Source organism: Pseudomonas phoenicis (assembly GCF_047302395.1).
Lineage (GTDB): Bacteria > Pseudomonadota > Gammaproteobacteria > Pseudomonadales > Pseudomonadaceae > Aquipseudomonas.
Window position 1 is genome coordinate 4,314,252 of record NZ_CP154852.1, and the last position, 24,301, is coordinate 4,338,552.

Annotated in this window: 22 protein-coding genes and 1 pseudogene; 8 read left to right on the plus strand and 15 right to left on the minus strand. The window is 59.1% G+C overall.

What is annotated here, in order from left to right:
* Nucleotides 1-2 precede the first annotated feature (2 nt).
* The 9 genes from AA0Z93_RS19585 to AA0Z93_RS19625 form a co-directional block, all read right to left on the minus strand.
* A complete protein-coding gene (locus AA0Z93_RS19585; protein ID WP_413047329.1) occupies nt 3-758 on the minus strand; it encodes an HAD family hydrolase in 756 nt (251 codons plus the stop codon).
* The gene (locus AA0Z93_RS19590) at nt 755-1,708 is read right to left on the minus strand and encodes an HpcH/HpaI aldolase/citrate lyase family protein (protein ID WP_413047328.1); all 954 of its coding nucleotides are present in this window, start codon (nt 1,706-1,708) and stop codon (nt 755-757) included. Before AA0Z93_RS19590 ends, AA0Z93_RS19585 begins: the two co-directional genes overlap by 4 nt.
* Nucleotides 1,708-2,799 (minus strand): cysteine protease StiP domain-containing protein, encoded by a 1,092-nt coding sequence (locus AA0Z93_RS19595; protein ID WP_413047327.1) that lies wholly within the window; start codon nt 2,797-2,799, stop codon nt 1,708-1,710. The genes AA0Z93_RS19590 and AA0Z93_RS19595 overlap by 1 nt, the downstream gene beginning before the upstream one ends.
* Nucleotides 2,792-3,550 (minus strand): trehalose phosphatase, encoded by a 759-nt coding sequence (locus AA0Z93_RS19600; RefSeq protein WP_413047326.1) that lies wholly within the window; start codon nt 3,548-3,550, stop codon nt 2,792-2,794. The genes AA0Z93_RS19595 and AA0Z93_RS19600 overlap by 8 nt, the downstream gene beginning before the upstream one ends.
* The gene (locus tag AA0Z93_RS19605) at nt 3,540-4,661 is read right to left on the minus strand and encodes a phosphoribosyltransferase domain-containing protein (protein WP_413047325.1); all 1,122 of its coding nucleotides are present in this window, start codon (nt 4,659-4,661) and stop codon (nt 3,540-3,542) included. The genes AA0Z93_RS19600 and AA0Z93_RS19605 overlap by 11 nt, the downstream gene beginning before the upstream one ends.
* 64 nt (nt 4,662-4,725) lie before the next feature.
* Nucleotides 4,726-5,859, minus strand: coding sequence for a trypsin-like peptidase domain-containing protein (locus AA0Z93_RS19610; RefSeq protein ID WP_413047324.1), 1,134 nt, complete (start codon nt 5,857-5,859; stop codon nt 4,726-4,728).
* A 48-nt stretch (nt 5,860-5,907) separates the two neighbouring features.
* Complete coding sequence (locus AA0Z93_RS19615) at nt 5,908-6,927, minus strand: ATP-grasp domain-containing protein (protein WP_413047323.1); 1,020 nt, start codon at nt 6,925-6,927, stop codon at nt 5,908-5,910.
* A gap of 303 nt (nt 6,928-7,230) precedes the next feature.
* A complete protein-coding gene (locus AA0Z93_RS19620; protein ID WP_413047322.1) occupies nt 7,231-8,586 on the minus strand; it encodes a hypothetical protein in 1,356 nt (451 codons plus the stop codon).
* A gap of 226 nt (nt 8,587-8,812) precedes the next feature.
* Nucleotides 8,813-9,838 carry a zinc-dependent alcohol dehydrogenase family protein gene (locus tag AA0Z93_RS19625; protein WP_413047321.1) on the minus strand — a complete coding sequence of 342 codons (1,026 nt, stop codon included), beginning with the start codon at nt 9,836-9,838 and terminating at the stop codon, nt 8,813-8,815.
* A 210-nt stretch (nt 9,839-10,048) separates the two neighbouring features.
* Here AA0Z93_RS19625 and AA0Z93_RS19630 point away from each other — a divergent pair, with 210 nt between their 5' ends.
* Nucleotides 10,049-10,963: a LysR family transcriptional regulator gene (locus AA0Z93_RS19630; RefSeq protein ID WP_296268228.1), complete on the plus strand. Its 915-nt coding sequence runs from the start codon at nt 10,049-10,051 to the stop codon at nt 10,961-10,963.
* Between the two features lie 153 nt (nt 10,964-11,116).
* Nucleotides 11,117-12,385 carry a tyrosine-type recombinase/integrase gene (locus tag AA0Z93_RS19635; protein WP_413047320.1) on the plus strand — a complete coding sequence of 423 codons (1,269 nt, stop codon included), beginning with the start codon at nt 11,117-11,119 and terminating at the stop codon, nt 12,383-12,385.
* Nucleotides 12,386-12,814: 429 nt separating this feature from the next.
* Here AA0Z93_RS19635 and AA0Z93_RS19640 read toward each other — a convergent pair.
* A protein-coding gene (locus AA0Z93_RS19640; RefSeq protein WP_413047319.1) for an IS3 family transposase occupies nt 12,815-13,983 on the minus strand; the annotation gives its coding sequence in 2 pieces (ribosomal slippage) (nt 12,815-13,722 and nt 13,722-13,983; 1,170 coding nt in all).
* A 265-nt stretch (nt 13,984-14,248) separates the two neighbouring features.
* Here AA0Z93_RS19640 and AA0Z93_RS19645 point away from each other — a divergent pair.
* Both AA0Z93_RS19645 and AA0Z93_RS19650 read left to right on the plus strand, forming a co-directional pair.
* On the plus strand, nt 14,249-14,950 hold the full coding sequence (locus AA0Z93_RS19645) for a glutathione S-transferase family protein (protein ID WP_208937558.1): 702 nt from the start codon (nt 14,249-14,251) through the stop codon (nt 14,948-14,950).
* A gap of 244 nt (nt 14,951-15,194) precedes the next feature.
* Complete coding sequence (locus tag AA0Z93_RS19650; protein WP_413047318.1) at nt 15,195-15,758, plus strand: TetR/AcrR family transcriptional regulator; 564 nt, start codon at nt 15,195-15,197, stop codon at nt 15,756-15,758.
* 234 nt (nt 15,759-15,992) lie between these two features.
* Here AA0Z93_RS19650 and AA0Z93_RS19655 read toward each other — a convergent pair whose 3' ends face one another.
* Nucleotides 15,993-16,835 carry a LysR family transcriptional regulator gene (locus tag AA0Z93_RS19655; protein ID WP_413047317.1) on the minus strand — a complete coding sequence of 281 codons (843 nt, stop codon included), beginning with the start codon at nt 16,833-16,835 and terminating at the stop codon, nt 15,993-15,995.
* A 102-nt stretch (nt 16,836-16,937) separates the two neighbouring features.
* On the opposite strand from AA0Z93_RS19655, the gene AA0Z93_RS19660 reads away from it, so the two are divergent.
* Nucleotides 16,938-17,327, plus strand: a complete 390-nt coding sequence (locus AA0Z93_RS19660; protein WP_413047316.1) for a tautomerase family protein — start codon at nt 16,938-16,940, stop codon at nt 17,325-17,327.
* On the opposite strand, the pseudogene tnpC reads toward AA0Z93_RS19660, so the two are convergent.
* The 3 genes and pseudogenes from tnpC to tnpA form a co-directional block, all read right to left on the minus strand.
* Nucleotides 17,288-18,939: pseudogene (tnpC, locus tag AA0Z93_RS19665) on the minus strand (IS66 family transposase). The gene AA0Z93_RS19660 and the pseudogene tnpC sit on opposite strands and share 40 nt — an antisense overlap.
* 61 nt (nt 18,940-19,000) lie before the next feature.
* Nucleotides 19,001-19,336 (minus strand): IS66 family insertion sequence element accessory protein TnpB, encoded by a 336-nt coding sequence (tnpB, locus tag AA0Z93_RS19670; protein ID WP_413047315.1) that lies wholly within the window; start codon nt 19,334-19,336, stop codon nt 19,001-19,003.
* Nucleotides 19,333-19,665, minus strand: a complete 333-nt coding sequence (gene tnpA, locus AA0Z93_RS19675; RefSeq protein WP_413047314.1) for an IS66-like element accessory protein TnpA — start codon at nt 19,663-19,665, stop codon at nt 19,333-19,335. Before tnpA ends, tnpB begins: the two co-directional genes overlap by 4 nt.
* Before the next feature lie 439 nt (nt 19,666-20,104).
* Between tnpA and AA0Z93_RS19680 the strand changes: the two genes are divergently transcribed.
* The gene (locus tag AA0Z93_RS19680; RefSeq protein WP_413047313.1) at nt 20,105-20,593 is read left to right on the plus strand and encodes a hypothetical protein; all 489 of its coding nucleotides are present in this window, start codon (nt 20,105-20,107) and stop codon (nt 20,591-20,593) included.
* Between the two features lie 560 nt (nt 20,594-21,153).
* On the opposite strand, the gene AA0Z93_RS19685 is transcribed toward AA0Z93_RS19680, so the two are convergent.
* Nucleotides 21,154-22,290 (minus strand): hypothetical protein, encoded by a 1,137-nt coding sequence (locus tag AA0Z93_RS19685; RefSeq protein ID WP_413047312.1) that lies wholly within the window; start codon nt 22,288-22,290, stop codon nt 21,154-21,156.
* A 793-nt stretch (nt 22,291-23,083) separates the two neighbouring features.
* Between AA0Z93_RS19685 and AA0Z93_RS19690 the strand changes: the two genes are divergently transcribed.
* A complete protein-coding gene (locus AA0Z93_RS19690; RefSeq protein WP_413047311.1) occupies nt 23,084-23,689 on the plus strand; it encodes a DMP19 family protein in 606 nt (201 codons plus the stop codon).
* Between the two features lie 103 nt (nt 23,690-23,792).
* Nucleotides 23,793-24,284 (plus strand): DUF1543 domain-containing protein, encoded by a 492-nt coding sequence (locus AA0Z93_RS19695; RefSeq protein ID WP_413047310.1) that lies wholly within the window; start codon nt 23,793-23,795, stop codon nt 24,282-24,284.
* The last annotated feature ends 17 nt before the right edge of the window (nt 24,285-24,301 follow it).

Below are 24,301 nucleotides of genomic sequence, written 5' to 3' on the forward strand. Positions count from 1 at the left end.
GGTTACGCTCCTTGTTGATCGTCATGCTGCCGGGTCGCAGCGGCATTGCCGGTGACCGAGTGCTTCATCACTTCGCCTTCTTGCAACTTGGCGCCGATACGGCGGATCTTCAGCCGCCCCCGTTGCCAGCGCGGGTGGAAATGCCGCCAGTGCGGCTCCTGCGCCGCGGCCAGCAGTTCATGGTCGCCTCGGGTGTCGCCCCAAGCGCGCAAGCGGTACTGCTCGAGCGCACCATAAATGGCCTCCAGGCGCAGCACCTTGTTCTCGCAACGGCAGTTGCTCCCGCTGATGGCGCCGGTGAGGCGGCCATCGACCACTTCCAGTTCGGTGGCGATCAGTTTGATGCCCAGGTGCTCGGCAAAAGGTTTGAGCACGATACGCGGCGAAGCTGAACAGATCGTGACATGCGCGCCGCTGGCGACTTCCGCCGCCACCGAACGTACCCCGGCCGGACGCATCAGGCGTTTCCAGTAGGCGGTTCTGAACTCGCCCGCCTTGCGTTGCACCCACTGCTCTTCCACGCCCGTCAGGAAGGTGGCGATCAGAATCGCCTTGAGTTCGTCGCGGGTCAGGCCTTTGCCGATATAACGCAGGCAATCGGGCAGCATGCGCAAGGCGCGGGCGGCGAATGCGCGCTTGCCGAACGCAAAGAGCAGGAACGGCAAGAAACTGTCGCGATGGGTCAACGTGCCATCGAAGTCGAACACCGACAGAACGTCTGCGCCAGCAGGGCCCGCCTCCATCATTTCCTGGGTCATCGAGCGACCTCCGCTAATCTTACCGGTTCTGCGATCCCGCCTTCGGCGGGCTTCACTCCATGCCATTTGGCGCGTTCCAGAATGTTGGTCGCCCAGCTCTTGTGGGTGGCCGGCTCCAACATCGCATCGTTGTGCCTGAATACCGCAGGTGCGGTGTCATTGAGAATCATGCGGGCGCAATTGAGGTCTTCGATGGACACCCGAAACGCCTCGTTGATCGGCGCGATCTGCGTGGGATGGATCGCGGTCTTGCCGACCAGGCCGTGGGCGATGTCCAGTTGCAGCTCCTCGGCCAGCAACGCCGGCGTCGCCAACTGCTCGAACACCGGGCCTGTCAGCGCGAAACCCTGCGCGCCGAGCACCCCCGCAAGCATCGGAATCACGTAGCCCATCGGAGTCTGATAGAGGGTGGTTGCCGGATTGCGGCGCAGGCCCAGGCAGCTCATCAGGTCGTTACCACCGATGCGCAGTGCCAGCACCCGTTCACCTAGCGCGTCGTGCAGTGCAGCGCCCAAGTCGGCCATGGCGTTGGGGTGAAAGACCTCGCGGGTCTCCAGGGTCGGCATCAGCAGCAGGTCGGGATTGGCCACCGCCAACGCCCACTGGTTGAGGCTGGCCATGCACAGCTTGGGCAATACGAAACCATCGGCGCTGGCGATCTCGGCCCAATCGTTGAGCCGGGCGGCCATGTCGGCATCGCGTGGTCGGATGAACACCAGGGGGCCGCTGTGTGCCTGGTCGTGGCGCGGGCGGGTTTGGCTCAGCGCCAGTACTTCGCGCAGCGACGCCAGTGCGTGGTCGAGATCGGTGGCGGCGACGGCGTCTTCCAGGCAGATCACCAACGAACGCAGGCCGGGCAGTTTCGCGCCCTGCACGACATCGAGAATGTCTGGCCGGGTGGCCGGCATGTACAACGTGGCGCCCAGGGCGAATGGAGAAATGTGTTTCATCAGCTGACCCCCCGAATGATGGTGACCGCTCGATACGGACCGAGTTCATCGCCTACGGCTTGAACCTCGATACCGGCGCGGTCGGTCAGGTGGATGAGCAGTTGCACGTCGGCGTCGTCGCGGTCGCGTACCAACACCTGGTCGGGCACGCGACGCAGCACCGCCCGGGTCGCCTCGGCGATACCGGGCTTGATGCGATTGAAATTGGCGATGCCGAAACGGCTGGCCAGGCCCCGCACGACGGCAAGCGCTTCGTCTTGCAGCGCGGCGGCTTGGACAGGTGTCCAGGGTCGGGCCGGTGCTGCGACCAGCCCTACCCGCGCCGCTTCGATCTGATCGATGAAGCTACGGGTCACGTCATGCTCGCGCAGCGCATCGTAGACCACACAACCATGCAGGCCGCCTTCGACCGGCCAGATCGAGCGGGACACCAACCCCGATACGGTCGCGCCGAGGATGCCCGAGGGGATGATCCAGTCTTCGGCCGAAGCGGCCAGCCAGGCTCGCCCGCACGGATCGGCGAGCACCACCAGGCGCGGCGCCTCGGTGAAGCGCGGGTCTGCGCCCAAGCAACGTTGCAGCTCGCCGGCGATGGCACCCTTGCCGGTCCAACCATCGACGAACAGGATGCTGTCTGCGCCATGGGCGTCGACGATCGCCTCCAGGGCCTCCTGATCGATGCCACGGTCGCGCACGATGCTGATGCCGTAATGCCGCACCTCGCGCCCCAAGTCGCGCAGCGCCCGGCGCAGCAGCACGCCGAGCGGCAGCCCGGCGCGTACGAAGGACACCAACGCCAAGGTCGTGCCAGGCGCGTGTCCAGCGAGCGCCAGCGCCAGGGCCTGCACGTCGGCGGCCATGCGTACGCCATTCTGACGCAAGCTGCGTGCGTACAAGGCCATGTGCGTGGCCGAAGGCGCATGTTCGGCGCTGATCATTTCCGAATAATGCTTTTGCCGGGTCTGGATCAGGCGTTCCTTTTCCAGCACGTCGGTCAGCTCGAGGTTCACCGGGCGTAGCAAAAACTGCACGTCGTCAGGCAGATAGCTGCCGCTACCGACGGTTGCGCAAGGCAGGCGGAGTTCAGGCATCGGCATGCTCCTGCACCAGGCCCGCCAATTGGCTGCCCGCAGGGGTCGCCCAAAAGTCGCACAGGTTCATGAAGCCAAGGTCGGTAATGCTGTCGCCAAAACCCAGCACCGGGCGCTCGCCCCGTTCGCGTCGATCGCGCTCTAGGTAGTGGCGCACCGCGTGGCGTTTGGACAGGCCGGCTGGCAGCAGAGCGAGGTTGTTGCCGTTGCGGTGGCTGTGCATGCCCGCAAGCGAGCCGCGAGCCTCGAGCGCATCGAGCACCCGCAACAGGTCATGATCTTGGCCATCATTGTGTTTGACGACCACGTAATGGCGCTGGTCGGCCTCCTCCACAACCCAGCCGCGCAGGGAAACGCCGAGCTCGTCGGCCAGGCCCAGTGCGCTCTCGCACAGCGCCGGCAGGCGTTGGTGGAAGGGGCTCAGCACTTCGCCCATCGCAGCGTGCCATTGCGCATCCACCCGGCCCTCGGCATCCAGGATCAAACCGCCATGGGCGCAGATCGCGCCGCCGTCGAACCCCAGCTTGACGCGGCCGAACGCCTCGGCGCTGCGAGCCGTCACCGGCACTACGTCGGCGCTGCTCAGCAGCCAATTCAGCAAGGCCCGTTGCACGGGGTTCTGATAACCGCTGACCTCGCCGGCGACGTCATAGGAAGCCGGATACCGGGCACCTGCTGGCGGCATCTTGCGGGCGGTCTGAAACAGCGTGTCGTCCAGGTCGACCAGCACCAGGGGGCGTTCACTCGCCATCGACGATGACCTCCGCATCAAGGGTTTCGATCAGCGAACGCGGCACGGCCTCGGCCGCCGTTTCGCTGCAGATCAGCACACGGTCGAACTGGCCGGGCGCGACGTTGTAAAGAAAATTGACGATGCCCAGGCCGTAGTTGTCGGAGAAGCTCAAGGCATGTTCGATGCAGTGGCCCAAGGCGATGGGTGAGCGGGTGGTGGAACTGAAGCGCACGTCGGCACCGGCCCGTTCCAGGCGTTCGGCCAGGAGAAAAGGTTTCCATACGAATTCGCCGGTACCCAGGACCAAGACCCGCTCACCTGGGCTGACGCGAACATTCGGGCCAAGTGTGTCTTCGATGCCGCAAGTGCCTAGCCGCCCCCAATCGTTGGCCGGATCCACCGGCCAATCGCCGACCGCCACGGTGCCGGTCTCTGGCATCTGCGGCAAGGGTGCGGTGGGGTCTTCGTCGAACCGGTAGCGCCCTTTGAGCAGCGACACCTGCTCTACCGTGGAACCCAAGTGGTTGCCCAAGGCATCGCTCGACCAATCGGTCAGTACGCAGGTGACGACGCGCTCGATATGGTTCAAACCCGCGGCGAGCAACGCACGGTGCACGTTGACGAAGGTCCGCCCGGTCGAGGCTTCGTCGTCGATCAGCACCAGCGAGCGGGCGCTGAGCAGGCGCGCGGCCAATGCCGGATCGCTGGGTTCGTGGATCAGATGGGCGCTGGCGTGGCTGTGCTCTTCCTCGAAGCGGGCGAAGACCCGTTCGCCGACCGGGTGCCGCGTGCTGACCAGGTACATCGTGTCGTCACGCCCGGCGCTGTAGGCGCGGTGCACACCGGCGCCCAGTCCGACGGCTGTCTCGGCCATGCCGAGCATGAGCACCGGGCCTGGCAAGTCGGCAGGAATCTGCGCAGCCAGGGCTCGATAGGACTGCTCCATCAACGCTGGCTCGACGGGAATGTGCTTGCCCAGCACGCGCGAAACGAAAAGGAACGCGCGTTTGGGATTGCGCCGTTCGGCGAAACCGAACAGCGATTGCGCAGGTACGTCGCCGCCCTGTACATCGACTTCGAGCACGCCACGCGTGAGGGTCGCGCTGAGTCGGGTAGGTTGCTGGTTCACTGCACTGTGTTCCCTGTGTGGAAGACGTCCCTGGGAGGACGTCTGTATGAGCTGAGGCAGCGCATCACGGGCGCGCCTCGATTTTCCAAAGCGACGGCTGGGCGATTCGGGCGATCTCGGCGGCACTCTTCAGCGGGCTGTCAGCAGGCGTCAGGAACGGTACGTGGCAGGCTTCGAGAAAGGCTGCCAGCAATTGGCCCTTTACCGCGAAATTCATGCTTTGCGCGTCGGCGACCGTGGAGGTCACCATCCCCACTACCGCACCGCTGGCGTCGAACAACGGGCTGCCGCTGGAGCCGGGCTGGATGGCCGCAGTGAACTGCAACAACGTGGTGTCGTTGCGCAGGCCGAACATGGCTGATACCCCGCCTTGGGTCACGTGCGCGCCTCCGCCGGCCAAACCTGACAGTGGAAACCCCACCGCCGTCACCGGATCGCCCAGGCCACACCCGCCCGCCGCGGCGATGGGCAATGGTTGCAACACGGCACCGTCGACCCGCAGCAAAGCCATGTCATTGATGGAGTCGACCATGATCGGCTCGGCGCGGTGCCGGCCACTGAAGGCATTGATTTCGATCGTTCGCATGCCTTCGATGACGTGCGCGCAGGTCAACAATGTATTGCTCGCGACGGCAAACCCCGTGCCGGTAGCACCGGAGGGGCCGGCGTCGGGGCTGCCGTCGCGCCCTGCAGGACGGTCGGGATGCGCCTCGTCCAGCTCGATGCCCAGCCGCCTGCCGAAGGCCGCGAGGCCATAGGCCGAACCTTCGGCCAGTGCGCGGAATTTCCATAGCCCACCGCGCAGGTAGAACTCACCGAGGATCAAGGCGCTTTCGCCGTGGCCGCTGACGTCGAGGGTGTAGCGAATCCGCTGTTCGATATCGAGGGTGAAAGCGCCCACCGCGCTCAGAGGGCCGAGGTTGTCATAACGGTACACCAGCAGCAGGACACGGTCGCTGCCCGGCGGCAGCGCGTCCAGGCGCAGCGTGCAACCGACGTAGGACGGATCGCCGCGCCAGGTCATCCAGCCCGTCTGTTCGACGTGCAAGAGTGCCGCAGGCCCGGTGGGCACGCGTCGCTCGGTGACCGGCAGCAAGGCCACCGCCACCGACGCGCCGAAGGCATCGGCGAGCGCGGTGGTGAGCACCCAGGCTGTTTCGGGGGCGTCCAGGGCTGTATTGGCGCCAGGTGTCAGCATGTCGCGCTCCATGAGTGACAAAGGCCAGGACCCACAGCGACGGCTGGGTCAGTACGGAACATGCGGCTGCCCATCCAAGGCGGCTACGGCGACGGTGATCGGTTTCACCCTGACGCCCTCTACCCACTCACTGCGCGGTTCAGGCAACCCCAGCCGGCGCGCGGCGAAAATGCCCGGCAGATTGATACCCGTCAGGCGCGTATAGCCGATTCCGCCGGAGTAGCGTGGATTGATTTCCAGAAGCCTGGGTTGGCCGTCGCCATCGTCACGGGTTTGCACGTTGACGATGCCGTCGCATTGGAAATGCTGCGCAGCGGCCAGCGCCAGCCGCGTCGCCGCCGTGTCGCGCTCGAAACGCTGATGCACGCCGGTCTTGCGGCGCCCGACGTAGGCCACCACCCTGCCAGCCTCGCAGACCATGTCGACCGAGCATTCGGCGCCGGGCAGATAAGGCATGACCAGCATCGGCTCGCGCAGCGATTGCGCAGCGTAGGCTTGGAGGTAGGTGGCGAACGCCACTTCCCGGCGGTCGGGATTGGCGAAACAGCGGAATGGGTCGAGGCCCTCGCGCAAGCGCCAGAAGCCTTGCCCGTAGATGCCGACCACCGGTTTGATGCACACCTCCCCGCTGGCGCGACAGGCCTGATAGGCGGCGGCCAGTTCATCGGCATTGGTGACGGTGGTGGCAGGGATGCAAGCGAGCCCGGCAGCTTCGGCGCGGGCGGTGAACACGGCCTTGTCGTCGACCCACTGGAACGTCTGCGCGCTCAGCCCGCCGGTGACGAGTGTCAGCCCAGCGGCTTCGAAAGCATGGCGTTCGGCCTCATAGGCGGCGCCCAAGCGCCCGGCCAGTATGACCTTGACCCCGTGTTCCAAAGCCGTACGGATCACCCATTCCATGCGCTCTCCAGAGGCTTCCGGCTCGTGCAGCGCAAGGTCGGCCACGCCGGTGATTTCCGGTCGATCGCCACGGTGGGAGGCGATTATCCTGACGTGCGCGGGCAACGCTTCGCGAGCACCCAGCAGGATGTCGCGTTGGGACGCCTGCCCTTCCAGAAACCAGATCATGGATTATCCAAGGATGATTGAACCGCGGACACCACAGGGCCGCATCCTGTCAAGCGCGAAGCACCGCACCGGCACGTCACGAAATGGCGTCAGTATGAGCCTGGACACGCTTCGTGCGTAGCCCTCCAAGTCGTTGAAAGTACGGGAATTGTATTGCGACTTGTGAACACGGCGGGCGGGCGGCCATTGTGCCACGTTAGGACTTGGAGCACATAAGATGGTGAAAATTCGCCCGCCGGAACCAGACTTCGCTTACACCTGTATAGCTCAAGACGATACCGATCCGCGAAGAATGGCGCAGCTTCAGCGTGCGGCCGGCTGCACCAGCCGCAAACGGGCGTCGCGCTTGGCCAGATGGCGTTGCAGGCAGAGGGTACGGGCATCCACTCGCAAACCGTAGAGCCTTTGCAGGCGCGGCAACGACACACCGCTGACGTTGACCAGCCAGCGCACCACGGCATCCGGGCACACCCCACCTTGCAGGGCGTGGTGCAAGTAAGGCATGGCTACTTGCATGTTCGGATGGCAACGGCGCACGAACGCTTCCAGCCGAGCACCGCGCTCCACGAAGGGTGCGAACAGCAGGCAGGCGAGCTGCTCCTCGCCCAGACTATAGTCGTTCTCACTGTCCGCGCTCGCCCCACTGGCCGGGTTCGCTCGCCAAGACGGTGCTTGCACGGGCAAGCCCGCCGACTGCCTGGATTCAGGGTCCGAATATCTGGCTTGAAGCTCGCTCAAACGACCGAGCAGCGGTAGATCGGTGAAGGCATGCAGGCCACTGGCATCTGCGTGATGTTCAGAACGGTGGCCCAACAGGCCTTGCAAACGGTCCTGATGCCCGATGTGCTGCAACAGCTCATCGAGGCTCAACAGTTGCAGGTTGCACCCATGGAGAGGCGATCTCGAAACGAGGTCGCAAGGCGACGCGGGCAACTGCGCCATGCGCGTCTGCAGGCGCGCGAGCGCTTCGATCATCGCCCGGGCGCACTGGAACGCCGGCGTCCTGCCGGGTTCGATCAGGCGCAGGCAGCGTCGGCTCCAGGCCAGCAGGCGCAGGCGCTGGGGGTGCGGCATGGCCGTGACCAACGCGCTGGCCCCATTCCGAGCCCGCACCGCAGGGACACAGGCCTGGGCCAACTGCAACCACAATCGACTGCCCAGCAGTCCGCGCGCCGTGCCCTGCTGGGCATGCCCAGACAGCAGCCAGGCCTCGCGCGCCGCAGTTCGGGGCTGCTCGAGCGCAAAAACGTGAGCCTCGTAAGGGCGCAAACCGTCGGCTTCGGCCAGAAGCAACTCGACGCGGCTGTCGTCGTGCAGATACAGCACGTTGAAGCAGTGCAGATGGTGGGCCCGCTCCAGCGCATGCATGCCTGGATGGCACGGAACCACCACGCGCAGGGCGAAGGTCTGCGAAAAACGTTGGGCGAGGGTCAGTTGCGCTGCGCGCAGGCACGCCAGCAGATGGTCACTGGAGCGGTCGTTGCCGTGCAGGACGAGCAAACGGAATTCGCCGATCCGCTCCACCCCTCCTGCGGCGACCAGCAGCCGCTGGATGAGCAGTTGCAGGGAGGCCCGCTGCGCTTGGTTCAGGTGATCGAGCAGGCGTTCGAGCACCTGGCGGAAGATGGCCTGCATGGCCTGGTCGTGCATTTCACTCATCGCATGGTTACCTCATCCCTGAGCAGCTTGGGCGAACGAATAACCGGCCTCCTGCGCCACAGCTCGGAGGAAGCCTTTCCTACTGGTGACGGTAATAATTCACCAAGGATTTAGCGATGAGGGTTTATTCCAGAAATGCGTAGGAAAGGTTGTTTTGCTGCGTAGGAGTTTTCCTAGCGACCACCCGGGAGGGGTGACCCCCATGCCCATGCCCAGGCGGAGACGATCACTCAGCGCTTGCGAGGTCCAGCACCACACGCCCACCACAGGGGCAGTCGTCCATATAGCGATGGGCCTGGACGACCTCCTCGAACGGATACACCTTGACGATCTGTGGCGTCAGCAGGTGCTCGGCGGTGAAACGGTTGATGTCTTCCAAGGCACGCTGCAAGGCCGGCTCGTCCTGGTCGATGCCCAGCTCCGGCTTGCCGGTGAAGTTGCTCACACAGTGCAAATGGAACTGGATGTTCTTCTTGAATGCCGCGCAGGCTGGGAACGGTGTCTGGTTGCCACCTTGCAGGCCATATAGCACCAGGCTGCCACGCGGTGCCAGCACATCGCCCAGCAGCGACATCTGCGGGCCGCCCAAGCCGTCGAGCACCATGTCCACGCCGCGGTTGGCGGTGAACTTGTTGACTTGCAGGAGCAGGTCCTGCTCTTCGGTGACGATGACGTGCTCGGCGCCCAGGCCCAAGAGGTAGTCACGCTGCTCGGCACGTTTGGTCGCCGCCAGCACTTTCAAGCCCAGCGCCTTGCCCAGTTGCACGAAGGCAGGGCCGGCGCAGTGGCTGGCGTCGGTGACCAGCGCAGTCTGCCCGGGTTTGGCCCGGGCCAGGTCCATGTAGGCGAAATAGGCGATCAGCAACGGCGTGTAGTGCACGCTGGCCTCGATGGGCGTGAGTACGTCGGGGTAGCGCGTGAGGGCGCTGCGCGGCAGCACGATCACATCGCCGTAGACCGGATGGTCGTTGGGGCTGGTCGCCGGGAAGCTCGCCACCCGGTCGCCGATAGCCAAATCCTCGACACCCTCGCCCACGGCGCTCACCACACCGGCCATCTCGTGGCCGATACCCGAGGGCAAACGCACCTGGGACAGCGCCAGGTCCTGCCGCCAGAGCACGTCGTACCAGCTCACACCGATGGCTTGCACGCGCACCTGCACCTCGCCCCTGGCCGGCGTGGGCTCGGGTCGTTCCTCGCAGCGCAGCACATCGGCGGCGCCGAACTTGTGGAAACGGATGATGCGGGACATCGCCTACCTCGACTGTGTGACTCTCGTAAGACCGGACTGTATCCGGGGGCCAACGCTTAGGCCATCCGTGGTGATTAATAGTCGACATGCCTGCCATCGATTGGGTTCGAGACGAATTGGCCCATGCCGGCCTGAAAACGGTGCAGGGTAACAGCCTTTGCCCGTAAGATTCACCTCTGCTCCCGCCCAGGCAACAGGCCAAGCCCGCCCATGAACCGTAACGACCTGCGCCGTGTAGACCTCAACCTGCTGATCGTGTTCGAGACTTTGATGCACGAGCGCAGCGTGACCCGCGCCGCCGAAAAGCTGTTCCTCGGCCAACCGGCGATCAGCGCCGCGCTGTCGCGCCTGCGCAACCTGTTCGACGACCCGCTGTTCGTGCGCACCGGGCGCACCATGGAGCCCTCGGCCCGCGCCCAGGAAATCTTCGCCCTGCTCTCCCCGGCCCTGGATTCGATCTCCACCGCCGTCAGCCGCGCCGCCGAGTTCGACCCGGCCACCAGCAACGCAGTGTTCCGCATGGGCCTCTCGGACGATGCCGAGTTCGCCCTGCTGCCGCTGCTGCTCAAGCGCATCCGCGCCGAGGCGCCCGGCATCGTGCTGGTGGTGCGGCGGGTCAACTACCTGCTGATGCCCACCTTGCTGGCCTCAGGCGAAATCTCGGTGGGCGTCAGCTACACCGCCGACCTGCCGGCCAACGCCAAGCGCAAGGTGCTGCGCCGCAGCGCACCGAAGCTGTTGCGCGCGGACACGATGCCTGGGGCGATCTCCCTGGATGATTTCTGCAGCCGGCCCCATGCGCTGGTGTCGTTCGCCGGGGATCTGTCCGGGTTCATCGACGAAGCGCTGGCAGAGCTGGGCCGCAAACGGCAGGTGGTATTGGCCGTGCCGCAGTTCAATGGGTTGGGAAGCCTGCTGGCGGGCACCGACATTCTCGCCACGGTGCCGGACTACACGGCCGATGTGCTGACGGCGGCGGGTGGGTTGCGGGCGGAGGAGTTGCCGTTGCCGGTGCAGCATTTCGAGTTGCACATGGCGTGGCGGGGGGCGCAGGACAACGATCCGGCGGAGCGGTGGTTGCGGTCGCGGATTCAGATGTTTTTTGGGGACCCCGATAGCCTGTAATGGAATTCCACTAAATTCCACAAAGTCGTTATATAACAAATATTTATTGACAATTTCAATCCGCTACCGCCTTTCTAAATCCAATGGATTCCACGACTCATGGGGGCATAATTGGGGGCAAATTTCGGCTCCTTAAAAAGGATGCCCCCACCGATGCCCCCAGATAATGCGGTTGTTTTCAAACGAAAACTCAGCGATGCCTTGATCCGCTCACTGACCGAAACCGGCAAGCACGCCGATGGCGAAGTCCCTGGCCTCTACTTGGAGGTCAGGGCGTCGAGCAAGGTCGGAAAACACCCTTCCAAGGTTTGGCGATTGAAGTATCGGCTGCATGGCAAGGAAAACCGTTTCTCGATCGGTGCCTACCCCGACATCGGTCTGAAGGAAGCACGCGACATTGCCCGCGGCGCACGCCGCGACGTGGTCAACCACATTGCTCCGCTCAAAGCCAAGACCGCAAAGATCGAGGCACAGCTGCTCAACGAAGAGCGCACCTTCGAATATGTGGCCAAGCAATGGCTAGCATTTAAGTCTGCCGAACTGGTCACCAAGTCCATCTCAGGGTTTAGTGGCGCGCTGAGTAACCACATTTTGCCTGCCATCGGCAATAAACCGGTCAGCGAGATCAAGCTGGAACACATCACCACAATCATTACGGAGCTGCGCCGCCAACGCATCATGGCCATGGCTCGGCGCGTACGCACCATCATCCGTTCCATCCTGGGTTTTGCCGAAGGTCGAGGCTGGGTGGAACGCAACGTGGCGCTCAGTAACATCGAGGAGCTGAAGATTCGCCACGTCGTGACGAGCAATCCGGCGATTGAAAGGCCAGCCGACCTGGGCAGATTTCTTTTACGCCTGGATGACTGTAACGACGGTAGTGTTGCCACCGCCATGCGGCTGCTGGTCGTGTTGCCGGTACGCCCTGGCGAACTGGTGCAGATGCGCTGGGAAGACGTCGATCTGGTCGGTGCCGACTGGCGTTATGTGGTGAGCAAGACCAAGCACCTGGACAAGAGCAAACACATCGTGCCGTTGCCTGAGCAAGCCTTGGTTCTGTTACGCGAGCTGCATAAAACCCGCGTCGTGGATGAAGAAGGCAAAGGCTGGGTGTTCGTCTCGCCAGTCTATCCGGGACGCCCCATCAATCCGACCTCCATGCTCAAGTCCTTTCAACGCATCTGGCCAGAGTACGACATCACAGCCCACGGCTTTCGCGCCACCTACATAACCATTACCCACGAGCACTTGGGCATCGACCCCATCGTGCTTGAACTGTCGCTATCCCACCGGATGCCAGGCGCGCTGGGTGCTGTGTATGCGCGCGCGCAATTGCTCGTCCAACGCCGGGAGGCGGCTCAGCAATGGGCCAACTACTTGGACCAGTTGCGGCAAAACGAAGCATTTCACGTGAAAGATTAACCCTTTTGGTGGTACTCATTTGCCTATAAGTGCTCCTCCGACCGATGAAACACTCCGAGCGAAGAGGTGTTTGACAGAACGTTCAAACAAACTGTTAGGCGGACATCGCCTCCGCCATCTTTATACGACAAAGCCCTGATTATTCAGGGCTTTGTCGTTTCTGGCTTTTGGTAAAGTTTCCCAGCCCACACTTCAGCCCACACCCTGGATGGAGCATTGCTTTTCGACCAACGGCTAGTTTTTCGAAAGGTCTTTTGTCCGCATCCCCACCCTGCCGATTGAAAATTGACCCAGGGCGGATTGCTGATTTTTGCCCCAGCAATTATGGATAAGCTTAGCAGTCGTGACCACGAGTCGCCTCTTCGCGCGCGAGATGCCCACGAAGAATGTACAGCGGACTTCATGAGTGTCGTTGCCCCAATGTAGTGGTCAACAATTCCCGGACACAGAATTGAGTTTTTCCTCCGCAACCGCCGGCGGTACGAAGCCGTTGTGCTGATGCGGCCTTATCCAGTTGTACCGCTGCATGAGGTAGCGGCCGATGTCCTGCTCGGCCAATGCTGTCGTCAGGTAACCCACTATCGGCACCCACTCCGTTTTCAGGCTACGAAACAGTCGTTCCATGGGCGAATTGTCGTAACAGTTTCCCCTTCGGCTCATGCTCTGAATCATCCGATAGCGCCAGAGCCGCTGGCGGAAACTACGGCTGCCATATTGGCTGCCCTGGTCGCTGTGAAACAGCACGCCTTGTGGTCTGCCACGCATCTCGTAAGCCCTGTCGAGCGCTTTGACGATCAGTTCCGCATCAGGCTTGGCAGACATCGCCCAACCCACCACTCTGCGGCTGTACAAGTCCAAGACCACCGCCAGATAGCGCCATCGACCCTCTGCCCAGATATACGTGATGTCGCCACACCAGACCTTGTTTGGCGCAGCCACGGTGAATTTGCGATCAAGCACATTGGGGATGTCGGGTCGCTCGACCGTGGCCTTCTTGTACGCATGAGAACCGGGCTGTTTGCTGATCAGTCCTTGTTCCTTCATCAACCTCCTGACTTTGAAACGCCCTGCCTCCACACCTTCATCCCGCAGAATGGCAACTAGACTGCGACTGCCCGCTGAACCACGGCTTTGGTTGAACAGCTCACTCACACGACTGCGTAGGCTCAGTCGACGGGCATCGATATGACGCCGCCGGGCCAAGTGGGCGTAATAACAAGACCGGGGTAGCTCGAAGACTGAACACAACAGTTGAACAGGGTAGTGCTTTGCCAACTGCCGAATCGACTTCAACGTCTGCGCCCGTGTTCCTCGGCCATCAAGAGCGCAGTGGCCTCCTTTAATATTTTCTTCTCAAGCTCCAGGCGGTTGATACGGGCCTGAAGCTCCTGAATGGTCTGCTGCTCCGGCGTGAGCGCCTTGGCAGTGGGCGTGACGCCCCCGCGCTCCAGCTGCAACTGGGCAACCCAGCGGCGCAATAAGCTCTCACCTACATCGAGAGATCTGGCGGCCTCGGGACAGCTATAGCCTTGGTCGAGCACCAGGCTGGCAGCCTCACGTTTGAAAGTCGGGGTGAAGGTACGTCGTTGTCTGCTCATCGAACACCTCTGTATGGCGAGCATTCTCGCCTAAAAAGGTGTCCGGGGTTAGTAGACCACTACAATCTCGCGACGATGCTGGATTGCGCGCCCTTCCCCGGCTCCTCCAATGACTCACCTCAATCGAACCGATGCAGCACGCAAATCCCAATAAAAACCTACCTAACAAATGTTAGTTAGGTGTTGACGTGAACCGAATCGCTCGCTAAGGTCTGCCTACCTAACGGCAGATAGACAAACCAACCACCACTCTGTAGGATCGACCATGACTAACAAACTTCAGCTTTTCACTTCGCCTTCGGCCTTTCCAAACCCGCAGCGTCTGCGTCTGTTCATGCACGAAAAGGGCATCGCCGACCAATTTGCCGAGACCATCTATGACATGTCCCCTTTAGGCGAACAGCGTGGTTGGCGTCATTTGAATATGAATCCGTGGGGCGAAACTCCCACCCTGCAACTGGCAGACGGTAGCTACATTTCCGAAACGGCTGCCATTGTTCGTTATCTTGACCAAGAGTATCCGGGTCGAAAGATCATGGGAGCGACCGCACTGGAACAGGGGTTGGATAACATGTGGGATAACCGGGTGTGGGTGCACATCCTGTACCGCATCGTCACAGCGTTCCATGTTTTGCACACCGGGCTCGGCTTCAAGCTGGAATTGACCAAAAATGAGGCTTGGGGCGAACACTGCCGTAAGGAAGCTTTGGCTCACGCTGCACTGGTTAATCGTCATCTGTCAGACGGCCGCGAATGGCTGCTCGGCGGCGATGCCCCAACCTTCTCGGACATTACTTTGGCAACCGCGATCGCGTTCTCGAAATTCCCGGTCAATGCAACTCCACTGGACGAGCGCTTTGAGTTCCTGGATGCGTACTGGCAGCGCTGGACAAAACGTCCGAGCTTCCAGGCTGCCTACGCTGATCGGAACAGCGGCATTCCTGAGCTGGATTCGCCAGCCCAGTAACATCTCAATGGAAACTACGTCCGCCGAGATCGCCACAGCCCTGGCCTTCTCGGAGACCGTAGTGATCTTGATAGTATCGGCTTGCGATGCCGTTCACTGACATGATGGAACGGCCTCTACTTGAAACCCAAGTCACGTTGAGCTCACGGCTTGCCGCGAACACCCTACCTGTCACACGGTAGGCCTTTGCTGTAAATTAGCTTTCCCAATTTTGAGAGATCGTCCCAAGACGAATGGCACCAAGATGAGCGTCAACTCCAAAGAAGCCATTCTGCTGGCGGCCAAAAAAATTGCCCAATCGCAGGGCTACAATGGTTTAAATTTCCGCGACCTTGCGCAGGATGTTGGTATCAAAGCGGCGAGTATTTACTACCATTTTCCAAGCAAAGCCGATCTGGGTATTGCGGTTGCCAAACGGTATTGGGAAGACGGTGCGCTCGCGCTAGAGGTCATCGAATCAGAAAGCCCATCTCCGATTGACGCTCTGCGTCGCTTTCCTGAAATTTTCCGTAGATCGCTTGAGGCCGACAATCGCCTCTGCCTGGGCAGTTTCATGGGAGCTGAAACCGATACTTTACCGATTGAGATGACAAAAGAAATTCAGACCTTTGCCGATGTCAACATTGCATGGCTTAGCAAGCTTCTGTTAGCTGCGAAGGTGTGCGAATCAAGTGAGAGTGAATCTAGAGCACGTGCAATTTTCGCAGCTATTGTCGGTGCCCAGCTCTTTGCTAGGAGTCGCTCGGATATCTCGCTTTTCGATTCTTTGGTCGACTCATACCGAGCGTTCGGGCCTCTGTCGATTTAGCATCAGACTGCGACTCGGTTCAGCGAGCGGGCGACTTCGTCGCATGTGCGCCAATGCGAAGCGGCAAAGCTGTGTATGCGTCCGGGCAAGGCGTCTTGCACGGCTAAACTGAGCGTCATCTGTGTGCCGGCAGCCCTACAATTCTGCTTGCCCGCTGCGTCGACAGCAGTGTCAGCACATCCTACAGGTAGGCTTATGGATGTGCCTGAAACGTGGATTGTCTTATCTCGAACCTTATGCAAGATAACCCAGCAACAATTGCCGCACATTTTCCACTAGCACAGACTCCCCCTTACGCGGAGGAAGTAGCAGGAACCTGGCTTGCGCCAACGCAGGCAGGCCAGCCCTATAGGGCTCGACACCAAGCGGTATGGCACTCGCGTTTAGGCACGCAATGCCAAGCCCTGCCTTCAATGCCGATTGCAACCCCGCCACCCCTGAGGTCGAGTAAACGATCTCATATCCGACATGGTCGCGTTCCAACACTTGGCAACTGTATTCCGACAATCCGCACCCGCTGATTGCGAGCAGTGGTAGCGGCTGCCCAGGCTCTGGAACCCAGCCAGAAGCAGCTACCCATTGCAGTGGTTCCCGCCTCACCTCAAAGGTGCTGGATCTGAACACGCGTTCGTTGAAACGCATAGCCAAGCCAATGTCCAGGTAGTCACTTGCTTGGTCAATTTCCAGGCTCTTTTTCATCACCACATGAAGTCGAAGCCGTGGATGCCATTCGCGTAGCTTTTTCAGCAGTCCGGCAATGTCGTCAGGGCGGAAGTAATCGGTTATCGCCAAGCGTATCTCACCTTCGAATTGTTCGCCTCGAACATCAGACAGCGCCCGCTCCCCCAGGGTGAGGATCTGCTTGGCGTGGCGCAAAAGTCGTTCACCCGCAGGGGTGGGGTGGACGCCTTGCTTGCTTCGAATGAGCAACTCGACTCCGATAGCATCCTCCAGCTTCCGCAGTTGTTCACTGATGGCGGAGGTCGAGCGAAACAGCGCCGGAGCGGCTGCAGAGATATTGCCTGCGTTACAGACCTCCAAATAGGCGTGGAGCTGGGTAAGATCGAAGTGGTACATGCAGGTTCCGGATAAACAGGAAGATGAGCACTGATTTTCCCGCTTTTCAGGACGATATTCAAAGACTAAGTTACTGGTACATCACTTACGAGGATTACTGAAATGCCTGGTATCACCCTGACCTTATCTGGGGCGCCTGATGCTGCCCTAGCGTCCCAACTCAGCCACGAGCTGACTGAGCTGACTGCACGCGTTCTGGACAAGCAGCCATCTCAAACGATGGTGATCGTTGGGTTCGTTGATCCTAGTTTGTGGTTTATCGACAGTAAATCGCTTGCGAGCTTGGGGCGAAATAGCTTCCGCTTGGAGATCACGATTACCGACGAGACGACCACAGTAGCGCAGAAACGGCGCTATCAGCGTGAGTCGTATGATTTGATCTCAGAACGCGTCGGGAATGTACACCCTCATTCGAACGTCCACATCATAGACGTGCGAGCTACGGCTTATGGCTATGGCGGAGTGCCGCAGGCAGAGAAACTATGGGGGTGAGCCCCCTCCCAGCTACCCTTGCCTAAGCCAGGTACCCACTGATGCGGCAGCAATTGCCCGATCTCACTCGCCCGCTGCGTCGGCAGCCGCGTCAGTACATCTTCGAGGTAGGCATACGGATCATGCCCGTTCATGCGCGCTGACTGGATTAAACTCATGATCGCCGCCGCCCGTTTTCCACTGCGCAACGACCCTGCGAAGAGCCAGTTCTTACGCCCAAGAGCCCAAGGTCGGATCTGGTTCTCTGCCCAATTATTGTCAATGGGTACTGCCCCGTCATCAAGGTAGCGCGACAGTGCTGTCCAGCGTTTCAGGCTGTAATCGAGTGCTCTGCTGATGGCTGAGCCTTCGGGCACAAGATCGCGCTGGGCAATCATCCAGGCATGCAGCTTTTCCATCGCGGGGAGGGCTTTTTCTTGTCGTATTCGGCGTCGCGCATCCGGCTCAAGATCGCGGACTTCGCTCTCGATTTCGTACAACAGCTGGATATAACGCAGGGCTTGCTCAGCCAGCATGCTTTTGTTCGTGGCATGCAGTTCAAAGAACTGACGGCGCGCATGGGCCATGCAGCCGACTTCAGTCACGCCAAGTTCGAAGCTGGCTTTGTAACCGCCAAAATCATCACAGACCAGTTTACCCTTCCAGTCTTGCAGGAAGTTGCGGGCATGCTCTCCAGCACGGCTGAGGCTGAAGTCATAAACCACCGCTGCCACGTCCGAGAACTGGCTGGTGGCATAGGCCCAGACATAGGAACGGTGAGTCTTCTTCGTTCCAGGCATGAGCATCTGCACCGGTGTTTCATCGGCATGAATAACCTGCTGCCCGAGTAGCACTTCGCGTAGCGCATCGACCAACGGCTGCAACTGAACCCCGGTTACGCCCACCCATTTCGCCAGGGTTGAGCGTGGAATCGCCAGGCCCGCTCGACCGAAGATCGATTCCTGACGGTAAAGCGGCAAGTGGTCAGCAAATTTGGCGATCATGACATGGGCTAGCAGCCCGGCGGTCGGGATGCCTTTATCGATGATCTGCGCCGGAACCGGTGCCTGGATCAGTGTTTCGCAGTCATCGCAGACCCATTTGCCACGCACATGGCGTTCAACGGTAAACACGCCAGGCGTGTAGTCCAGTTTCTCGCTGATGTCCTCGCCGATGCGCTTGAGGGCGCAGCCACATGGGCAGTGGGTATTTTCCGGCTCGTGATGGATCAGTATGCGTGGAAATTCTGCCGGCAACGCTTTGCGCTTGGGCGTTTGCTTTTCCTCGGTCGGAGTTATCACGGTCTGCAAGCTCTGAAGCTCAGCCTCAATCGCAGCGATGTCGGTGTCTATCAGACCATCGAGCAGGCTGGCCTGCTCGAGATTCATCTGTTCGCTGCGTTTGGCAAACTTCAGGCGTTTGAGCTGGGCGATCTCAAAGGTCAGCTTCTCGATCAGCGTTTTATCTTGGCCGATCTTCTTGCCCATCGTCTCAACAGTTTTACCCATTGTTTCGACCGTCTTGCTCAGTGTGTCGACCTGTTGGTCGAGCATCTCGACACGCTGCATCAACTGCCCGCAAAGGCGCGCAATTGTTCAGGGGGCAAATGATCGAGATCGGATAGTGAAGTCATGGCGCCGATATAGCCAGAGCAGGCCGTTCGCGGCGATAGAGCGATAGGCTAATGGCAGTCGTTAAAGCAGTGTGATCGAACCTCCAGCACCTACGCGCCGCCATGGCAGACCCAACACCAATGCCTGAAGTTGCTGGGTATCCAGTTCCATTTCAGCACCATGGCGAGTGCCAGGCCAGTGGAACTTGCCTTGGTTCAGGCGGCGTGCCGCCAGCCATATGCCGAAGCCATCATGCACCAGCACTTTCATGCGATTGGCGCGGCGGTTGGCAAACAGATAGGCACAGTGCGGCTGCGCCGTACCGAACACCGCAATGACCTTGGCCAACGCCGTTTCAGTGCCCGCGCGCATGTCCATAGGCTCGGTGGCGAGCCAGATGGCATCGATGCGAATCATCGCAGGAGGTCTCGAAGAAAAGTCGCGCAGGCAGCCGCATTTTCAGTGGGCCAGTTCACTTTGACGGTGCCGCGCGAGTGCTGGATTTCAACGCAGATGTTCGATGCTGCCGGGTGCATGTTTGCGCCGGTCAGCGACACAGGTAATGGAACAAATGCAGATTGCATGGCTGTGGTTTTCTGCGCTTGCAGCCGAATCCATTTGTGGACGAGGTTTGCGTTGAGGCTATGGCTGAGTGCGATGTTGGCGATTGAGACTCCGGGCTGGGCGCACTCTTGGATTATTTGGGCTTTGAAGGATTTGGAATAGGTGCGGCGTGTCGGCTGCATGAGATACCCGCTTAAAAGACTAGAACTGGTGTCCACTTAAATTAGGTGGACACCATGGCCTTCGGCGGTGGCGTTGGGAAGGCGTGTTTGCCGTTCCCTTACAAAGCTGTTGCGAAATTGCAATCCCTGGACTGTCTGATTGCATCTGTACTGAGCGCTTGTTTGACTTGCATTTGAACAAAACCTTTGCATTCGATCTGAGAAGCAAGCTTGGTAACAATGATCGCTTGAGAACCGCTCGGTGTTGTCGGTACCGATAGGCAAAATCGGGTAAAAGCGGTAAGCCATGACAGTTAGCTAACTGCCAAACACGGAAATTCTGAACACTGTTGGTTAAGGTGCAGAGTCATTAGCTCATCTTTACCGGAGCATGGCCTTCTAATCGAGTGCTTATTCCTGCGATGCTTGCTTTTGGATCTTCGTATTCCCAAGGAATGTCATGAAAATCGAAAACGACTACCTGCGAATCAAGGCAGAAATCGAACAAGCCTACAAGCGAACCGTGCGAACGAACCGCAAGCAACATAAGTCTAGTAGAAACTACCGTCTGGGAATTCAATACTTTCGGTTCGCAATGATAAGCCCGTCAGTTCTTGCGGTGCTGCTGGCCATACTCGGTAAGTCGTTCCACGCATATTGGCTTTTCAATATCAGTTGGGTACTGATTGCTGTGTCTTATCTGGCCTTATTTTTCTACCCCGTCATGGGTATGCTCCTATATCGACATTCGCTGAAGAAAGTGCTCGCTGCTCCCTTTGCCTCTCTGTTGGAATGGAACGTTAAAACGGTAATGCAAGTCGACGCACAGTACTTGCCCAAACTTTCGGCACTCTCCCAGGAAACTCTCAAGCTAGGCGCGCTCGAACTCAAAAGCGAGCGCAACGGATTCGAAAAGCGCACCTATATGGTTACTGGGGCGATGGAATAGGTAGGAATTTTTCCTGGCTCGCTCGCCTTGTTTATAGGCATTTCGACTCTGATTAAGACCCTCGACGGCGCTGGCATCAGCGCACGTATGGACTGGGTATTCGCAGTAGCAGTGGCGAATGTCTTTTTCTTCTTCATGTGCGGCTACGTGCAAATGATGATTGTGCAATATGACCGTATGACCGCGCTCGCTGAGCTAGCGATAGAGCTTAAGAAACAAAACCTCGAATCAGAGCAAGCGGTAACGCACTAAGTAACGTTGCCGGCCACCTCCCGGGATGACTCACGGATGTGGTTTGCAGGTGCAGCCAAGCGGCTTTTCTCATGCTCCCTAGACTATACCGATCGGCGGCGGCAGCGCGAGTGATGGGTCGCTATCGGCCAATAGCTGTCAGTGGCGAACGGCAGTAAATGGCCGACTGCTGCTCCCTAATGACAGATAGAATTCGGCCAGAAGCAGATGTGTGATCATTTCCTTCACATCTAAATTTCGACGGATTAAGCTCTGCCTTTTCGCATTACTAATTAACAAGCTGCGGGCGATAGACTCAGTGGAATGGGTCAAAGTGAATGCTGGGCTTTTACCTTGTTCCACACCTCCCCGACCATCAAGCGACTGAGAGTTAAACGGAGACCAGCTGCATCGTTAGTTACCTGTAGAAGTGGCCGCGGGCCCAGATGAAAAATTTTGTGGTGATACCCTTTTTTTCCACTCACAGTGATGGTCGCGTAAACAATCACTTGGTGAATATTCAATGCTTTCGCCAGACCTTTAAAAGGTTCAGTAATTGAGTCGTCCCGCAATTGCGCAATTCGATGACGAGTCAAATCGCCTTGTTCCCATAATAGATCGGCCTGACTCAGACTCATAACTCGGGGGATATTCTCTCGATAGACAAGGGTATTGAGCTCTTCCTCGTCGACGTCACGAAAAGCGATTACAGCACGTGAAAGATAAATATCTGAGCCAACATTATACGTAAATAGCTCACAAACCCTATGCTGCAACCGTTCGGGGGGCGGGCTTGAATCGCTCCAGCCATAACATTTTGGAAGATAAGAAAGCGCGAATAGTCCCCCGGTGGACTTATTGGCGAAATTCGAATTCTCCTTCATATAATCAACAGAGGAGCGGGCTTGCAGAGCCAACGCGTTCACCATGGCAGTGTCAACATATTTTGCGGTGAATTTGTCGAAATCTGCAGGTAGCGACAGCAAATACTTTTCAACGTGATGAATGCTCGTCGTTAGGGGGATCTCGCCGCTACCAATAATCAAAACCCGCCCCAAATACGGGCTCTGATACACACGAGCACCGTGACTCATGTGATGAATGAGCCCATCGACATCTTGGTAAACCACAATAAAACTGGCTTCAAGGCGGTTACTATCAGCCCACAGGGTAACGTCTTCATGATTTTGAATAGTATATGGCTTGTACAAGACCCTCGCACTTACCTCCTTGAGAATCCTCTGTGCATCATCTACCTTGCCTGCGTAGAGCATGTACAAATCGCCGGGGCCATGCCACAACTTCACTGCCATTCCCGTGGGTGTATAGCCTTTGTCGCCTACTCTCGACTCTGCGTCGGTCAGCGCCGTCGTTACAGGCACCGGAGGCGTATAGTTACTGCTGATCAAATGGTCAGTAATGACAATGGGGAACGTTTCGGCAAACAATAATGCGGCAACGGTCATCTTGGCCTCCTGGCTCAAATAGCATTGGATATTACAACGACTCGAAAAAGATTTGGAACCGACCTTAGCTCATGACGCTGCTGGTACCACAGATATCGCTTTCTTCCGAATTTCGCAATTTTCGAAGCGATAGGAATACGATTCAGTACGCTTTAGTAGCACCTTCGATATACTATTGCCTCGCTGCACGCTGCGACTGATTTCTCCCTCTGCTTCTACTTCGCAACTGTAAGGTAGCGGTCCTTTATGAGTGGCCGCTTCTGGCCGAAAGCTGCCTGTCAGTGGAGTCAACCGATAGTCTGCCTACTCCCTGTTGGCGCTGATGCCGAATTGACCCAGTGGCCGATGCCACGCTGACCCAACACGAATCGGATAAAATCCAGCACTGGTAATGGTTCACAAGGTAGGAGCCTGGGTCAGTGAAATTTCGGTAACTGGGCCAATCCTGCGCTGGCGATAACAAACCACTCGATACCAGCTTGGTCTTCTGTCAGAAATCGCCATTCGCGATCGCTCACATATTGGCGGCGACTGGGGGCAAAAATGGGGGCATAACGCACTTTTTTTGACCTGAAACTATCATTCTAGAGCCAAGTCAAGATGTTTTTTGGGGATCCGGATAGCTTGTAATGGCTCGAATCCAGAGTGCTCGAATGCAAACGCCCTTTCCCACCGTCACCCCCAAAATAGGTGCTCCGATATCCCAGTAGCCTGGAGCAATGATGCCCGGCGCTATCGAATAGTCCAGTCGGCCGACAAGGCCTTTCCTAGATAAAAGTCCAGTGGAGAGTCCATGAGCGACAAACAACCCTGCCGCCTTTGCGCAACGCCGATAGCGATATCCACCTTCGTAAAGAACGACGGGCTGTGTATGCCCTGCAAAGGCGGCTACCGAGAAAATATCGAAGCCGGCAAACGCCGGGCCGAAGCGCACAGGCAGTACCTTGCCAGTCCGCAAGCCTTGTATTGGAACGCTTTGGTCAACCGCGTCTACCACACGACCGCAGGTTTCACGGGGCTGAGACTGATAGAGCAGCGCTATTACGCTGTCTGCGTGTTACAAGGCGAGGTGCACAACGGCGGCTTCGACCAATACTTCGGCAACTCCTCGGGCGATCATTACGCGCAGGCGTGCGCGGGTCTTCTTGAACTGGGTGCGACGCAGACGCTGGCCTTGCTTGAAGAGGCCAAACGCGTGCTGTTCGGCGCTGAACCCGTACCCAGCGAGCAAGATGCACGTCAGTTGAACATGCCCTCCTACGCGGACGAGCGGAACCTCGAATGCGAATCTGCGCTTGATGCCCTCGACACCCAGTTCTACCAGGACACCGAGCAACTGCACGAGCGTTTGCTGAGGTATGCCGACGAGCACCAATTGTTTGTAATGGCGGTCGACTGACAGCGATGTTTCGAAGTCGCTCCTTTGCGCACCGTTGAAGTTTCGGTTAAACAGCGCCGAAGCCATTGACCCACCACAGCCGATCTACCCTGGATACCTCACCATGCTCTACATCGTCCTGCTCGGCGGCCGCCACCCCCGTGCCAGCATCGAAGTCCACGACGTGCTGTTCGCCCAGGCCGAGACCTTGGCCGACACCTACCCGCAATTGCGCGCCAACTGGTTCGGCAGCCCCAAAGGCTTGCATGTCGATGCCTGGATGGAAGTCGACGGCATAGACGCCTACCGCATCGAATTCAGCCAAGCCAGCCCGGCGCCCGGTGCCTTGCGATTGTTCTTTCTCAACCTGGGCGGCTATGAACCCGGGGTGTTCGGCGAAGCCCACCGCTATCTGCTGATAGCCGCGCCGGACAAAGCCACGGCCAAACGCTTGGGCAGAAATCGGATGGCCAAGGGTTGGATCAAGGCACACACCGACGCAGTCCTGGACATCGATGACTGCTTGCCCATCGACTTGGTGGGCGGGCGCTATGTGCACCTGGTTGAAGGCGAACACCGCGGCATCCTCCAACGCAGCGACTACTTGATCATCTGACGCCTCGATTGCCGTCC